Below are 15,287 nucleotides of genomic sequence, written 5' to 3' on the forward strand. Positions count from 1 at the left end.
AGCCACTGGCCTTGATGTGCATCAACATGACGTGCCGCGCCAGGCAACTATAGTTATTCAACGCCCGCCCCTTTTGGAGATCCCGACCATGCAAGCCATCCGCAGCATCCTGGTGGTCATCGAGCCCGAGCATTCGGAAAGCCTGGCGCTCAAGCGCGCCAAGCTGATCGCCGGGGTGACCCGTGCGCACCTGCATTTGCTGGTCTGCGACAAAAAGCATGAGCATTCGGCGCTGTTGAGCCTGCTCAAGGCCGGCTTGCAGGAAGACGGCTACAGTGTCACCACCGAACAGGCGTGGAACGACAGCCTGCATGAAACCATCATCGACGTGCAGCAGGCCGAGGGTTGCGGCCTGGTAATCAAGCAGCACTTCCCCGACAGCCCGTTGAAAAAAGCACTGCTGACCCCGGCGGATTGGAAGCTGTTGCGTTATTGCCCGACGGCGGTGCTGCTGGTCAAGACCGCCACGCCCTGGGCGGGCCGCGTGATCCTGGCGGCGATCGATGTGGGCAATACCGACGGCGAGCATCGGTCGCTGCATAACTCGATCATTGATCACGGTTTTGACATCGCCAGCCTCGCCAAGGCGCAGTTACATGTGATCAGTGCCCATCCGTCGCCGATGCTGTCAGCCGCGGACCCGACGTTTCAGCTTAAAGAAACCATCGAGGCGCGCTATCGCGAGCAATGCAAGGCATTCCAAGCCGAGTTCGACGTGGATGACAGCCACTTGCATATCGAAGAAGGCCCGGCGGATGTGCTGATTCCTTTTGCAGCGCACAAATACCAGGCAGCCGTCACCATCATCGGCACCGTGGCGCGCAAGGGGCTTTCTGGCGCGCTCATCGGCAATACGGCGGAAGTGATCCTCGATGCCGTGGAAAGCGACGTACTGGTGCTCAAACCGCAGACGCTGATGGATCACCTGCAGGAGCTCGCAACCGAGCACTGACGCTGATCTCCAAAACAATGAAGATCAATATGTGGGAGCAAGCCCCCACATTCTGGACTTGTGTTGTCAGTCGGCGAGCGCATCTCTCAGGAAACCGGGCGCGATATAGCGCTGGTAATGCGCCTCGGACAGGATAAAAAACTCGCGGTCGATGGCATCGCGCAAGTCCGGCAAGGGCCAGTCGCGAAACTCCGGCAACAGCACCATGCCATAGGCTTGCAGATTGGAAATCACCCGCGCGCCCCGAGCGATCAGTTGGTAGGCCCAGCAGTAAGGCGACTGGTGCGGCACGAAGCGGATCTTGCGCTGCTCCAATTGGCCACGCAGGGTGCCGGGGTCAAAAATTTCCACTTTGCCGGCCATGACCTGCACCAGCAGTTGCTCCAGGCGCAGCCATACTGCGCGCTTTTCTTCTTCGTCATAGCCGTTCCACTGGATCACTTCGTGGTGGAAGCGCTTGCAGCCGCGGCACACCAGATCGCCGTAAACCGTGGAGCACAGGCCGACGCAGGGGGTCTTGATGGTTTGGTTGGGCATGGGCAACGACACGCAAATCAGCGAAACAGTGCGCCATGTTAGCCCTTTGTCTAAGGTTGATCACCCAGCAAACTTGCCGTGGCAACTTACCTTTAGAAATTTTTTGCCGTAGAATCACCCGGCCTTGTAAGGCGCCAATAATCCGCTGGAAGCTGTTTTCAAAGCGTCACGAGCACAGTCGTTCCTTCAGAACGGTGTTGGCGATGGTTATTACCCGGTAGGTCAATAGCCAACGCCAACCCTCATCAGCTCCGTTCTGCAGGCGTAAAACTTTGAAAGCAGCTTCTGTAAGGAATGCCGGCAGCGCTGGCTTTGCGGCCCAAAAAGCCCCCGAGCGCATGCGTGCCGTTCATTTCTGGATGAGCGTCCCGTGGGACCACTGATGAGGGTAATAACTGTGCTTGAAGCCTACCGCAAACATATCGAAGAGCGCGCAGCCCTGGGTATCGTTCCCCAGCCGCTTAACGCCGAACAAACCGCAGGCCTGGTCGAGCTGCTGAAAAATCCTCCGGCTGGCGAAGAAGAATTCCTCGTTGACCTGATTACCAACCGCATTCCACCAGGTGTTGACGAAGCTGCCTACGTCAAGGCCGGTTTCCTGTCTGCCCTGGCCAAGGGCGAAGCCACTTCCCCCCTGATCGACAAGAAACGCGCCGTTGAACTGCTTGGCACCATGCAAGGCGGCTACAACATCGTGACCCTGGTCGAGCTGCTGGACGACGCCACACTTGCGCCTGTCGCCGCCGCCCAACTCAAGCACACCCTGCTGATGTTCGATGCGTTCCACGACGTGGCTGAAAAAGCCCGCAACGGCAACGCACACGCCAAAGCCGTGATCCAGTCCTGGGCTGACGGCGAGTGGTTCCGCAACCGCCCTACCCTGGCCGACAAGATCAGCCTGCGCGTGTTCAAGGTCACCGGCGAAACCAACACCGACGACCTGTCCCCTGCCCCGGACGCCTGGTCCCGCCCTGACATCCCGCTGCACGCCCTCGCCATGCTGAAAATGGCGCGCGAAGGCATCGTGCCGGACGAGCAAGGCAAGACCGGCCCGATGAAGCAGATCGAAGAAATGCGTGGCCAAGGCTTCCCGATCGCCTACGTCGGTGACGTGGTCGGTACGGGTTCGTCGCGTAAATCGGCGACCAACTCGGTACTGTGGTTCTTCGGCGACGACGTGCCTTACGTGCCGAACAAGCGTGCCGGCGGCTTCTGCTTCGGCAGCAAAATCGCTCCGATCTTCTACAACACCATGGAAGATGCGGGCGCTCTGCCGATCGAATTCGACGTGACCAACATGAACATGGGCGACGTGATCGACCTGTACCCACATGCTGGCAAAGTCTGCAAACACGGCACCGATGAAGTCCTGACCACCTTCGAAATGAAGACGCCGGTGCTGCTGGACGAAGTCCGCGCCGGCGGCCGTATCCCGCTGATCATCGGCCGTGGCCTGACCGACAAGGCTCGCGCTGAGCTGGGCCTTGGCCCTACCGACCTGTTCAAGCTGCCTGAAGCGCCTGTCGACACCGGCAAAGGCTTCACCCTGGCGCAGAAAATGGTCGGCAAGGCCTGCGGTCTGCCGGAAGGCAAAGGCGTTCGCCCAGGTACTTACTGCGAACCGAAGATGACCACCGTGGGTTCCCAGGACACCACCGGTCCGATGACCCGTGATGAACTCAAAGACCTGGCGTGCCTGGGCTTCTCGACCGATCTGGTGATGCAGTCCTTCTGCCACACCGCGGCCTATCCAAAGCCGATCGACGTAACCACCCACCACACCCTGCCTGACTTCATCATGACCCGTGGCGGTGTATCGCTGCGTCCAGGCGACGGCATCATCCACAGCTGGCTGAACCGCATGCTGCTGCCGGACACCGTCGGCACCGGTGGTGACTCCCACACCCGCTTCCCGATGGGCATCTCGTTCCCGGCCGGTTCCGGTCTGGTCGCGTTTGCCGCAGCCACTGGCGTGATGCCACTGGACATGCCGGAATCGATCCTGGTTCGCTTCAAAGGCAAGATGAAACCTGGCATCACCCTGCGTGACCTGGTTCATGCGATTCCTTACTACGCGATCCAATCGGGCCTGCTGACCGTAGAGAAAAAAGGCAAGAAAAACGCCTTCTCCGGCCGCATCCTGGAAATCGAAGGTCTCAACGACCTGACGCTGGAGCAGGCTTTCGAGCTGTCCGACGCCTCGGCCGAACGTTCGGCTGCCGGTTGCACCATCAAGCTGTCCAAAGAGTCCGTCACCGAGTACCTGAACTCCAACATCACCCTGCTGCGCTGGATGATCGGTGAAGGCTACGGCGATGCACGCACCCTGGAACGTCGCGCCCAAGCGATGGAAGCCTGGGTGGCCAACCCTGAGCTGATGGAAGCCGATGCCGACGCCGAATACGCCGAAATCATCGAGATCGACCTGTCGGAAATCAACGAGCCGATCCTCTGCGCACCAAACGACCCGGACGACGCTCGTCTGCTGTCCAGCGTTGCCGGCGAGAAGATCGACGAAGTGTTCATCGGCTCGTGCATGACCAACATCGGTCACTTCCGCGCTGCCGGCAAGTTGCTGGAACAGGTCAAGGGGCAGCTGCCAACCCGTCTGTGGCTGTCGCCGCCGACCAAGATGGACGCTCACCAATTGACCGAAGAAGGCTACTACGGCATCTACGGCAAGGCCGGCGCGCGCATGGAAATGCCGGGCTGCTCGCTGTGCATGGGTAACCAGGCACGTGTTGAGCCGAATTCGACCGTGGTGTCGACATCGACCCGTAACTTCCCGAACCGCCTGGGTGACGGCGCGAACGTCTACCTGGCCTCGGCTGAGCTGGCGGCAGTGGCGTCTACCCTGGGTCGCTTGCCGACTGTCGAAGAGTACATGGGCTACGCAGCGAAACTGGACACCATGGCCAGTGACGTCTACCGCTACCTGAACTTCGACCAGATCGCCGAGTTCCGCAAGATCGCAGCAAGCGCCAATATCCCGGTGATTCAAGCCTAAGGTGTTGATGTAAAAAAACGCCGCGTATCGCAAGGTACGCGGCGTTTTTTATGCCCGGAATACGGTGTTCACAACACTGAAAGGCAAATGTGGGAGGGGCTTGCTCCCGATGGCGGTGATTCAGTCATTCATATGTGACTGATACACCGCTATCGGGAGCAAGCCCCCTCCTACATTTGGACCTGAACAGTCCTTGAGAACTGTCTCAGACTTCAAGCCATAAACGAATACACCAACGCCGTAATCGCCACCAACCCTACCGCCGTGACAAACACATTGGACGCTTGCCCACGGTACTTGGCCATGGCCGGCACTTTCCGGATGGCGTACATCGGCATCAGGAACAGGATCGAAGCGATAATCGGCCCGCCCAGGGTCTCGATCATCCCCAGGATGCTCGGGTTCAACGTGGCGACAATCCAGCACACCACGAGCATGAAGGCAGCGGTCATGCGGTCCAACGCCTTCGGTGCGGGGCGACGGCCGCTCTTGAGCACCAGGCCCTTGAGGCCTTCGCTGGCACCGATGTAGTGGCCCAGGAACGACTTGGCAATCGCCACGAACGCGATCAACGGCGCAGCAAATGCGATGGTCGGGTTGTTGAAGTGGTTGGCCAGGTACGACAGGATCGACAGGTTCTGCGCCTTCGCTTCGGCCAGTTGCGCGGGCGACAGGGTCAGCACGCAACTGAACACGAAGAACAGCACCATCACCACCATCAGCAGGTGCGCGCGGGACAGGATCTGCGAGCTGCGCTCATCGGCGTGGGCACCGTACTGGCGCTTCTGGTCGACCGCAAAGGCGGAGATGATCGGCGAATGGTTGAACGAAAACACCATCACCGGAATCGCCAGCCACAACGTATTAAGCAAGGCCGAGGGCGCCGGCACGACACTGGCCGTGCTGAGGATGCCGCCGTTCCAATGCGGCACCAGGTAAACCGCCAGGAACAACAGCGCAACGATAAACGGGTACACCATCAGGCTCATGGCCTTGACGATCACCTGCTCACCGCACCGCACCACGGCCAGCAGGCCGAGGATCAGCACGAACGACAGGATCGCCCGTGGCGGCGGCAGGATGTGCAACTGGTGCTCCATGAAGCTACTGACCGTGTTGGTCAACGCCACGCTGTAGATCAGCAGAATCGGGAAAATGGCGAAGAAGTACAGCAAGGTGATCAATGCGCCGGCCTTGATGCCAAAGTGCTCCTCTACCACGTCGGTAATGTCGGAACCTTCGCGGCCCGACAGCACGAAACGGGTCAGGCCACGGTGGGCAAAGAACGTCATCGGGAACGCCAGCAGCGCCAGGATCACCAGTGGCCAGAAGCCCCCCAGGCCGGCGTTGATCGGCAGAAACAAGGTACCGGCGCCAATGGCGGTGCCGAACAGGCCGAGCATCCAGGTGGTGTCCTGGCGGCTCCAGCTCGAAAGGGTTGCAGGTGTCGTTGCATAGCGTTCGTCGACGCTATTGGCCTGATCATTCATCCGGTCGGATCTCCGCATTTACACGGCCGGGACGAGTCAGAAAAACCTGACAGGCAGCGCCCCGACCATAGAAGGGGCCGGATTGTCCGGGATTCTCGTGAATAAGCAAAGACTTAGCTGAGGAACGGTTAGCCGGTGCAGATGTCGGAATAAGCCATGCGTGACACTGGAAAGCGTCGCCGTAGCCCGTAGGAAATGCCCTTACTGCTGTTGACAGTCACTTCTGCGCGCCCGCATGATCGGCCCATGATGCCTATTCAGTTGAACCTCACCCGTACCACCACCACGACCGCTTATGGCGGGTCTCGCGGTGGCTGTGGGTGCTTGAGCTAAACACTTCACGGATACACCCCAAGGCCCCGCCAGCAATGGACGGGGCCTTTTTATTGCTCCGTCCACCTGGCCTTCGCAAGGAGCAACACCATGGCTGACGCCCTGCTTATCATCGACATGCAAACCGGCTTGTACGATGGCCCGGACAAACCCTTCGAACGCGAACGCGTGCTGGGCGCCATCAACGGCTTGATCCAGCGTGCCCGTGCAGCCGCCGCGCCGATCTTCGTGGCGCGCCATACCGGCCCTGTCGGGTCACCGCTTGAGGCCGGCAGCCGGCCGTGGCAGCTGTGGCACGAACTGGACGTTGATGCAGCCCGCGACCACCTGTTCAATAAAACCCGCCCCAGCTGCTTCCTGGGCACCGATCTGGCACGGCAACTTCACACCGCAAACGTGAAGGAGCTGGTGATCGCAGGCATGAAAACCCAGTTCTGCATCGACACCACGTGCCGCGTAGCGGTAGAGCTGGGCTTTTCGGTGGTGCTTGCCGAAGATGCCCACACTTGCATGGACACGCCGACGCTGAAGGCAGAGGCGATTGTCGAGCATCACAACGCCACGTTGACCGGCGCGTTTGTGAAGCGAGTAAGGGCGGCGAACGTAGCGTTCCGATGAACTGGGCGGGGTGGAAATTTTCCACCCCAACTAAACGATTCAGCCTACACATCCCGCATACTCTCTCCTCCAACCCCAAGGAAGATCCGTCCGATGACCCCTACCGTCCTGGTCCTGGTTGAAACCATCAACGACTACCTGCCGATCATCGAGAGCAATGACTTTCATGTGATCCTGGCACCGACGCCCGCCGAACGCGCCCAGGCCATCAAGGCCCACGGCGGCCAGATCAAGGCCGTGCTGACCCGCGGCCCCCTGGGTTTATACGCCGAGGAAATCGCCGCGCTGCCGCTGCTGGAGATCATCTGCGTGATCGGTGCCGGGTATGAACACGTAGACCTGCAGGCCGCCAGCAATCGCGGGATCGTGGTCACCAACGGTGCCGGAGTGAACGCGCCATCGGTGGCGGACCACGCGATGGCGCTGTTGCTGGCGCTGGTACGTGGTATCCCGCAGACCGACGCAGCCGTACGGCGCAGCGAATGGCCCAAAGTGATGCGCCCGTCCCTGGGCGGCAAGCAACTGGGCATTCTGGGCTTGGGCGCCGTGGGCCTGGAGATCGCCAAGCGCGCGGCCCTCGGGTTCGGCATGCAGGTGAGTTATCACAACCGCCAGCCACGCGATGACGTGGACTACACCTACTGCGCCACCGCCGTGGAACTGGCACGCACCTCGGACTTCCTGATCCTGGCCACGCCCGGCGGCGCCGGCACGCGCCACCTGATTGATCGCAACGCCCTCGACGCGCTGGGACCGAACGGTTACCTGGTCAATATCGGCCGTGGCAGCGTCGTGGTCACCGCCGACCTGATCACCGCCCTTGAGCAACGCCGCATCGGTGGCGCCGCACTGGATGTGTTCGACGACGAGCCGAAGGTGCCCGACGCCCTCAAGCGCCTCCCCAACACCGTACTCACCTCGCACGTTGCCGGGCTGTCGCCCGAAGCCGCCCATGACACCGTGCAGCGCGTGGCCGACAACCTGGTGGAGTTCTTCGCCGGTCGCGCGGTGCTTACGCCGGTCACCCTGCCCCCGCCCGCAAAATGACCGATCAGGCACGCTGATCATCATTTAACACGCTAACCTATTAAGCCGCCCCGACCTTGTCGGTGGGCGGTTGTGCGCATTAGATTAGCCAATAGTCCAAGGCCTTAAAAATAAGCAGAAGGGATAAGCATGGCGCTGAACGACCAATCGACCCAGATTCGACCCGGTGAAGAACTGGATGCCAGCCTGATCGATCCCTATCTCAAGGCCCATATCCCCGGCCTGAGCGGCACGCCGACCATCAGCCAATTCCCTGGCGGCGCGTCCAACCTGACTTACCTGCTGGAATACCCCGGCCAGGAATTCGTGCTGCGCCGCCCGCCCTTCGGCCACAAGGCCAAGTCCGCCCACGACATGGGCCGCGAATACCGCATTCTCAACCAGCTCAAAGATGGCTTCCCGTATTGCCCCAAAGCCTATGTGCACTGCACCGACGAGTCGGTGATCGGCGCCGAGTTTTATGTGATGGAGCGCGTCAATGGCATCATCCTGCGCTCCGACCTCCCGGCCGAACTGGGACTTGATGCCACCAGAACCGAGGCGCTGTGCAAGAGCTTTATCGACAAATTCGTCGAACTGCATCGGGTTGACTACAGCGCCTGCGGCCTAGCCGACCTGGGCAAGCCCGAGGGCTACGTGGCGCGCCAGATCCGTGGCTGGAGCGAGCGCTATGAAAAAGCCCTGACCCCCGACGCGCCGAAATGGGAGGCGGTACGCGCCTGGCTCCACGACAAGATGCCGGCCGATCACCCCACCTCCAGCATCGTGCACAACGACTACCGCTTCGACAACGTGATCCTCGACCCGCACAACCCGATGCAGATCATCGGCGTACTGGACTGGGAACTCACCACCCTCGGCGACCCGCTGATGGACCTGGGTAACACCCTCGCCTACTGGATCGAGGCAGCGGACCCCGCGCCGGTGCAACTGATGCGTCGCCAACCGAGCAACGCCCCCGGCATGCTCACCCGCCGCGAATTTGTCGACTATTACGCCGAACGCTCGGGCATCCGGGTCGACAACTTCGACTTCTACTACACCTACGGCCTGTTCCGCCTGGCGGGCATCGTGCAGCAGATCTACTACCGCTTCTTCCATGGCCAGACCCAGGACAAACGCTTTGCGCAGTTCATTCAGATGAACAAGCTGCTGGAGCAGATGAGCCTGAACGTTATCGGTAAATCAGCCCTTTAAGGAATTCCCATGTCCAAGACTCACTTGTTCGATCTCGACGGCAAAATTGCATTCGTGTCCGGCGCCAGCCGTGGCATCGGTGAGGCCATCGCCAAGTTGCTGGCCCAGCAAGGCGCCCATGTGATCGTCTCCAGCCGCAAGCTGGAAGGCTGCCAACACGTCGCCGACGCGATCATCGCCGCTGGCGGCAAGGCCACGGCCGTGGCCTGCCATATCGGTGAAATGGAGCAGATCAGCCAAGTGTTCGCCGGCATCCGCGAGCAATTCGGCCGCCTGGATATCCTGGTCAACAACGCCGCCACCAACCCGCAGTTCTGCAACGTGCTGGACACCGACCTGGGTGCGTTCCAGAAGACCGTCGACGTGAACATCCGCGGCTACTTCTTCATGTCGGTGGAAGCCGGCAAGCTGATGCGCGAGAACGGCGGCGGCAGCATCATCAACGTGGCCTCAATCAACGGCATCTCGCCGGGCGTATTCCAGGGCATCTACTCGGTGACCAAGGCCGCCGTGATCAACATGACCAAGGTGTTCGCCAAGGAATGCGCCGAGTTCGGTATTCGTTGCAACGCCCTGCTGCCGGGCCTGACCGATACCAAGTTCGCCTCGGCGTTGGTGAAGAACGACGCGATCCTGAAAATGGCCCTGGCGCAGATCCCGCTCAAGCGCGTGGCCGACCCAAGCGAGATGGCCGGTGCGGTGCTGTTCCTGGCCAGTGATGCGTCCAGCTACACCACCGGCGTGTCGCTGAATGTGGACGGTGGTTTCCTGTCCTGACAGCGCCTGGGTTTGCTCAGATCGATTTGCGGGTAACCTTGGGGCAGATCGATCTGCCTCAGGATGAAACATGGAATTGCACATCGTCATCAGCGGCCGCAAGGACCTGGCTGCCCAGCTTTATCAACAGTTGCGCGAAGCCATCGCCACCGGGCGACTGTGTGCGGGCGCGCAACTGCCGCCGAGCCGGCTGCTCGCCGAGCAATTGGGCATCTCGCGCAAAACCGTATCCGATACCTACGCCACCTTGACTTACGAAGGCCTGCTGGTTGGCAGGATCGGCCGCGGCACCTTCGTCAATGCGTGGGCGCCGCAGCCTGGTCGCGTGCAAACCGCCACCGACCTGGCCTGCGCCGATAACCTGGCGAAATGGGCCGCACTGCCCTCGCCCATGCGCCACCCCACCCGCGACAGCATCTTGCGCTACGAATTTATCGGCGGCGCCACCAGCCGCCACCAGTTCCCCCAGGATGAATGGCGCCGCTGCACCCAGGACGCGCTGCGCCGTATCGCGCAAAACAGCGGTTTCTACAGCCAGCCCGAAGGCCTGCCGGCGCTGCGCAGTGCGATTGCCGGGCATATCGCGTTTTCCCGGGGAGTCAAATGCCGCGACAGCGACATCGTGGTCACCAACGGCGCGCAGCAGGCATTGGACCTGCTCGCCCGCGTCGTGCTTGAGCCGGGCAGCATCGTCGCCATGGAAGACCCCGGCTACAGCCCGGCGCGTCAGTTGTTCATGGCAATGGGCGCCCGCGTTGCCAGCGTGCCGGTGGATGCCCAGGGCATCCGGGTCGAGCAGATTCCCGAGGGCGCGCGGCTGATCTACGTGACACCGTCCCACCAGTTCCCCCTCGGCATGCCCATGAGCCCGGCGCGCCGCGAAGCGTTGCTGGCGCGTGCGTTCGAACTGGGGGCGATCATCATTGAGGACGATTACGACAGCGAATTTCGCTACGAAGGCCGGCCCACCGACTCCCTGCAAAGCATGGACACGCGCGGCGCAGTTGCATACGTGGGCACTTTCTCCAAGACCCTGCTGCCCGAGTTGCGCCTGGGCTACCTGGTACTGCCACCGGCGATATACCCCGCGGTGCTCAAGGCCAAGCAATTGACCGACCAACACAGCTCTACCCTGGCGCAGTGGGCGCTGGCCAAGTTCATCAGCGAGGGCTACCTGCTCAAGCACATCCGGCGCTGCCACACGGTGTATGCCGGGCGCCGCGAACGCATCCTGCAACGCCTGGCGGGCGATTTGTCGCCATGGTTCGAAGCGGTGCCCAGCGTGGCCGGGTTCCACATGGCGGCCTTGTGCAAGGTGCCGGTGAATATCCCGCTGCTCAGAGAACTGGCGCGCCAAGTGGACGTAGGCTTGTACCCGCTGGATGTGTTCTTCCAGGACGCGCCGGTGCGCCAGGGTTTGATCATCGGGTTTGGGGCCATCGAGACCCTCGATATCGACCCGGCGCTGGACAAGGTGCGCGATATCCTCCAGCAGATTGGCTAGGGTTTTTTTCAGAAATGTGGGTGGGGGCTAAATGTGGGAGCAAGCCCCCTCCCACAGTTTTAACCGCCTTCAGTCACCGACTCACGGGCGTTTGAACTGGCGCCGCAGGTCTTCAATGCCCTCGCGGCAGAAGCACCCTTCAAGGTGATCATTGACCATCCCCATCGCCTGCATCAGCGCATACATCGTGGTTGGCCCCACATAAGTCCAGCCGCGCCTCTTCAAGGCCTTCGACAACCGCACCGACGCCGGCGACGTCGGGTTAACCGTCCAATAAGCCAGGTCCACCACCGCCGGGCGCTCATCCTCAGCGGGCTCGAACGCCCACAACCACCGCGCCAGCGAGCCGGTTTCAGCCACCAACTCACAGGCACGGCGCGCATTGTTGATGGCGGACACGATCTTCGCCCGATTGCGCACAATGCCCGGGTCTTGCATCAGCCGCTCGATATCCGCCTCGCCATACTGCGCTACCTGGCGAAAATCAAAGCCATCGAAGGCACGTCGAAAACGCTCGCGCTTGCGCAGGATGGTGATCCACGCCATGCCCGCCTGGAAACCTTCCAGGCAAATCTTCTCGTACAGCTGGATATCGTCCGCCACCGGCACGCCCCACTCGTGGTCGTGGTAGTGCGGGTATTCGGGCGCCGAGGTGCGCCAGGTGCAATGGCTGCGTCCTGCCGCGTCGGTAGTCAGTCCTGGTGTGTCCATCCCTCACCTCATGAGCCGAGGGGCGGATGATAAGCGAAAATTTTTGCACCCCGCCAACCGCTCAAGCATCGCCCTCGGCGAACCACTGGTCAGACCGGGACCCGCCAGCCGACGAATAATCGCTTGTTATTTCAAAAATACCTGGCCTAGACTGGCCACGCACTGGACTTACCGGTATGACCACAACAATTAAGCCCTGGAACCACCAGGGCACCGAATAGAGATCCTCCCATGCTCAGATGGTGCTCGCGTTCGATTTTCCTCCAAGTCGTCATTGGCCTGATGCTCGGCATCGCCTGCGGCCTGGCCCTTCCCGAATTTTCCTCGCAACTCAAACCTTTGGGTGACGGCTTTATCAAGCTGATCAAAATGCTAATTGGCCTGATCGTGTTCTGCGTGGTGGTCAGCGGTATTTCCGGCGCCGGCGACCTGAAGAAAGTCGGGCGCATCGGCCTCAAGTCGGTGATCTACTTTGAAGTGCTCACCACCATTGCGCTGGTGATCGGCCTGGTCATGGCGTTCAGCACCGGTATCGGCCAGGGCGCCAATATCCATCTGGAGCAACTCTCCTCCGCCGGCCTGAATGAACTGGCCGACAAGGGCCAGCACATCAAGGGCACCAGCCAGTTCCTGATGGACCTGATCCCCAACTCGGTGATCGGCGCCTTTGCCGACAACAACGTGTTGCAAGTGCTGCTGTTCTCGGTGCTGTTCGGCAGTGCGCTGAACCTGGTGGGCGAAGCGGCCTCGGGCATCACGCGGCTGATCAATGAGCTGAGCCATGTGATTTTCCGCATCATGGGCATGATCGTGCGCCTGGCGCCTATCGGCGTGTTCGGCGCGATCGCCTTCACCACCAGCACCTACGGCCTCGATTCGCTGCAACACCTGGGCAGCCTGGTGGGTTTGTTCTACCTGACCTGCTTCGCTTTCGTCGCGCTGATCCTCGGCGTGGTGATGCGCGTGTCGGGGCTGCGCATGCTGCCACTGCTCAAGTACTTGCGCGAAGAACTGCTGATCGTCATGGGCACCGCCTCCTCCGATGCGGTACTGCCGCAGGTCATGCGCAAGCTCGAACACCTGGGTATCGGCAGCTCGACCGTGGGCCTGGTGATTCCGACGGGATATTCGTTCAACCTGGACGGTTTCTCGATCTACCTGACCCTGGCCATCGTATTTATTGCCAACGCCACCGGCACGCCGCTGTCGATGACCGACCTGCTGACCATCCTGCTGGTGTCGCTGATCACCTCCAAGGGCGCCCACGGCATTCCCGGTTCGGCGCTGGTGATTCTGGCGGCGACGCTCACCGCGATCCCGGCGATTCCGGTGGTGGGCCTGGTGCTGGTGCTGGCGGTGGACTGGTTCATGGGTATCGGCCGCGCATTGACCAACCTGATCGGCAACTGCGTGGCCACCGTGGCGATTGCGCGCTGGGAAAAAGACATCGATATCCAGCGCGCCAACAAAGTGCTCGACGGCCAGCAAGGGTACGCCTTCCAGGCCAAGAAGCCGGTATTGCCGGCGCATCAGGAGTTCTGAAGCAATTCGATAAGCACCACAAATCAACGGTGGGAGGGGCTTGCTCCCTCCCACGCTGGACCTTCCTCGGTTTGCAGCTTAAGGAGCATACGACGTGATCAGCACCTCAACCGTCGTCAATTCAGTGGTAGAAAAACTGCGCGCCGCGCTCAAGCGGGGCCAGTGGCGGCGGGGCGAAATGCTGCCCGGCCAACGTGAGCTGGCCGAACAGATGGGCATCAGCCGCCCCAGCCTGCGCGAGGCGGTGATCGTGCTGGAAACCCTTGGCCTGGTGCGCTCCATGCCCGGCAAAGGCGTGGTGGTGCTCGAAACCAGCGTCAGCGAACCGCAATCGAGCGACGCCGTGGCGCATGCCAGCCTCGAAGATATCCTGCAACTGCGCTACACCCTGGAGCCATTCATTGTCGACCTGGTGGCCCAGACCATCAGCAGCAAGGATGTCGGCCAACTGCGCCTGACCCTGATGGACATGCGCGAGGCCCTGGAGGCCGGTGATGCCGAAGCCGGGATGAACGCCTACATCGGCTTCCACGAAGAGCTGTTTGCCCTCACCTCCAACCCGATCTTCCAGAACGTGGTGCAACAGACCCGCGACGCCCTCAAGCAAAGCGCCCAAGTGCTGCGCAATTCCCCCGAACACCTGGCCGAACGCCTACAGGAAAACGAAGCGGTAGTACGTGCCATACGCAACAAGAACAGTGCCTTGGCCAGCGCCGAGATGCGTCGGCACATCCTCCAGGAAGGCCTGCGCATGGGCATCGCCCTGAACATCCCGGACGACCATCTGGGCAGCTGATTTTTTGGAGACGACCATGACCGTCCACGCTCTGCAACGCGAGCCTTTCCTCCCTGCCCTGCGCCTGGTGGCCGGTAAAAAGCCTTCAGTGGATGACATCTACCCACGGCTGTTCGACGCGATCCTTGAACAACGCATCGCGCCGGCCAGCCGTTTTACCGAGGAAAGCCTGGGTGAAACCTTCGGCGTGAGTCGCAGCGTGATCCGCCGGGTGTTGGCCAAGCTGTCCCATCAGCAGGTAATCATCCTGCGCCCCAATCAACGCGCCCAGGTGGCGGCGCCGGATACCCAACAAACCCGGCAGATTCTCGAAGCACGGCGCATGACCGAAATCACCGTGGTGCAGCTGGCGTGCGCCCAGGCCACACCCGCACACATTCGCCAGTTGCGCGAACTGATCGCGTGCGAACGCGATTGCATAGAACGCGACCAGCGTGGGCCGGCGATTCGTTTGTCGGGGGAATTTCACCTGCATTTGGCGTCGATCGCCGGCAATGGCCCACTGGCCCAGTTCCTGAACAGCCTGGTGCCGTTGACGTCGTTGGTCATTGCCCAATATGAAGCGAAAGCCTGCACGTATTGCGCGTGGCAGGAGCATGTGGCGATTGTGGACGCGATTGAGCATCGGGACTCAACCACCGCAGTGGCGTTGATGACCCAACACCTGGACCACCTGGAAAGCAAATTACTGAAACACCACTGACCTCCAGACTATAAGGTGGTCCAAATGTGGGAGGGGGCTTGCTCCCGATGACGGAGTGCCAATGAATGCACCT

13 protein-coding genes are annotated in these 15,287 nt (G+C 61.1%); 10 read left to right on the forward strand and 3 right to left on the reverse strand.

Annotation, left to right across the window (positions count from 1 at the left end):
- Positions 1-88: 88 nt before the first annotated feature.
- Positions 89-952, forward strand: a complete 864-nt coding sequence (locus AB4O23_RS19870) for a universal stress protein (RefSeq protein WP_460060324.1) — start codon at positions 89-91, stop codon at positions 950-952.
- A gap of 66 nt (positions 953-1,018) precedes the next feature.
- Here AB4O23_RS19870 and AB4O23_RS19875 read toward each other — a convergent pair whose 3' ends face one another.
- Positions 1,019-1,489 carry a DUF1289 domain-containing protein gene (locus tag AB4O23_RS19875; RefSeq protein ID WP_017527916.1) on the reverse strand — a complete coding sequence of 157 codons (471 nt, stop codon included), beginning with the start codon at positions 1,487-1,489 and terminating at the stop codon, positions 1,019-1,021.
- Positions 1,490-1,886: 397 nt separating this feature from the next.
- Here AB4O23_RS19875 and acnB point away from each other — a divergent pair, with 397 nt between their 5' ends.
- Entirely contained in the window at positions 1,887-4,496 is a 2,610-nt protein-coding gene (gene acnB / locus AB4O23_RS19880) for a bifunctional aconitate hydratase 2/2-methylisocitrate dehydratase (protein WP_017527917.1), read from the forward strand.
- 212 nt (positions 4,497-4,708) lie between these two features.
- On the opposite strand, the gene AB4O23_RS19885 is transcribed toward acnB, so the two are convergent.
- Positions 4,709-5,986 carry a serine/threonine transporter gene (locus AB4O23_RS19885; RefSeq protein WP_017527918.1) on the reverse strand — a complete coding sequence of 426 codons (1,278 nt, stop codon included), beginning with the start codon at positions 5,984-5,986 and terminating at the stop codon, positions 4,709-4,711.
- Between the two features lie 423 nt (positions 5,987-6,409).
- On the opposite strand from AB4O23_RS19885, the gene AB4O23_RS19890 reads away from it, so the two are divergent.
- The 5 genes from AB4O23_RS19890 (at position 6,410) to pdxR (ending at position 11,462) form a co-directional block, all read left to right on the forward strand.
- Complete coding sequence (locus tag AB4O23_RS19890) at positions 6,410-6,937, forward strand: cysteine hydrolase family protein (protein ID WP_460060326.1); 528 nt, start codon at positions 6,410-6,412, stop codon at positions 6,935-6,937.
- Positions 6,938-7,030: 93 nt separating this feature from the next.
- Complete coding sequence (locus AB4O23_RS19895; protein WP_017527920.1) at positions 7,031-7,984, forward strand: 2-hydroxyacid dehydrogenase; 954 nt, start codon at positions 7,031-7,033, stop codon at positions 7,982-7,984.
- Positions 7,985-8,113: 129 nt separating this feature from the next.
- Positions 8,114-9,181, forward strand: a complete 1,068-nt coding sequence (locus AB4O23_RS19900; protein ID WP_017527921.1) for a phosphotransferase family protein — start codon at positions 8,114-8,116, stop codon at positions 9,179-9,181.
- Between the two features lie 9 nt (positions 9,182-9,190).
- A complete protein-coding gene (locus AB4O23_RS19905; protein WP_017527922.1) occupies positions 9,191-9,958 on the forward strand; it encodes an SDR family oxidoreductase in 768 nt (255 codons plus the stop codon).
- A gap of 70 nt (positions 9,959-10,028) precedes the next feature.
- A complete protein-coding gene (gene pdxR / locus AB4O23_RS19910; RefSeq protein WP_065878431.1) occupies positions 10,029-11,462 on the forward strand; it encodes a MocR-like pyridoxine biosynthesis transcription factor PdxR in 1,434 nt (477 codons plus the stop codon).
- An 81-nt stretch (positions 11,463-11,543) separates the two neighbouring features.
- Here pdxR and AB4O23_RS19915 read toward each other — a convergent pair whose 3' ends face one another.
- Positions 11,544-12,173, reverse strand: a complete 630-nt coding sequence (locus AB4O23_RS19915) for a DNA-3-methyladenine glycosylase I (protein WP_017527924.1) — start codon at positions 12,171-12,173, stop codon at positions 11,544-11,546.
- A gap of 231 nt (positions 12,174-12,404) precedes the next feature.
- Here AB4O23_RS19915 and AB4O23_RS19920 point away from each other — a divergent pair, with 231 nt between their 5' ends.
- The 3 genes from AB4O23_RS19920 (at position 12,405) to AB4O23_RS19930 (ending at position 15,214) form a co-directional block, all read left to right on the forward strand.
- On the forward strand, positions 12,405-13,715 hold the full coding sequence (locus AB4O23_RS19920) for a C4-dicarboxylate transporter DctA (RefSeq protein WP_017527925.1): 1,311 nt from the start codon (positions 12,405-12,407) through the stop codon (positions 13,713-13,715).
- 94 nt (positions 13,716-13,809) lie between these two features.
- Complete coding sequence (locus AB4O23_RS19925) at positions 13,810-14,511, forward strand: FadR/GntR family transcriptional regulator (RefSeq protein ID WP_460060329.1); 702 nt, start codon at positions 13,810-13,812, stop codon at positions 14,509-14,511.
- A gap of 16 nt (positions 14,512-14,527) precedes the next feature.
- Positions 14,528-15,214: a GntR family transcriptional regulator gene (locus AB4O23_RS19930; RefSeq protein WP_065878427.1), complete on the forward strand. Its 687-nt coding sequence runs from the start codon at positions 14,528-14,530 to the stop codon at positions 15,212-15,214.
- The last annotated feature ends 73 nt before the right edge of the window (positions 15,215-15,287 follow it).

The sequence above is a fragment of the Pseudomonas sp. H2_A10 genome, assembly GCF_054680085.1.

Coding starts and splice junctions, on each gene's coding strand:
- AB4O23_RS19870 (WP_460060324.1), top strand. CDS start 89: ATGCAAGCCATCCGCAGCATCCTGGTGGTCATCGAGCCCGAGCATTCG.
- AB4O23_RS19875 (WP_017527916.1), bottom strand. CDS start 1,489: ATGCCCAACCAAACCATCAAGACCCCCTGCGTCGGCCTGTGCTCCACG.
- AB4O23_RS19885 (WP_017527918.1), bottom strand. CDS start 5,986: ATGAATGATCAGGCCAATAGCGTCGACGAACGCTATGCAACGACACCT.
- AB4O23_RS19890 (WP_460060326.1), top strand. CDS start 6,410: ATGGCTGACGCCCTGCTTATCATCGACATGCAAACCGGCTTGTACGAT.
- AB4O23_RS19895 (WP_017527920.1), top strand. CDS start 7,031: ATGACCCCTACCGTCCTGGTCCTGGTTGAAACCATCAACGACTACCTG.
- AB4O23_RS19900 (WP_017527921.1), top strand. CDS start 8,114: ATGGCGCTGAACGACCAATCGACCCAGATTCGACCCGGTGAAGAACTG.
- AB4O23_RS19905 (WP_017527922.1), top strand. CDS start 9,191: ATGTCCAAGACTCACTTGTTCGATCTCGACGGCAAAATTGCATTCGTG.
- pdxR (WP_065878431.1), top strand. CDS start 10,029: ATGGAATTGCACATCGTCATCAGCGGCCGCAAGGACCTGGCTGCCCAG.
- AB4O23_RS19915 (WP_017527924.1), bottom strand. CDS start 12,173: ATGGACACACCAGGACTGACTACCGACGCGGCAGGACGCAGCCATTGC.
- AB4O23_RS19920 (WP_017527925.1), top strand. CDS start 12,405: ATGCTCAGATGGTGCTCGCGTTCGATTTTCCTCCAAGTCGTCATTGGC.
- AB4O23_RS19930 (WP_065878427.1), top strand. CDS start 14,528: ATGACCGTCCACGCTCTGCAACGCGAGCCTTTCCTCCCTGCCCTGCGC.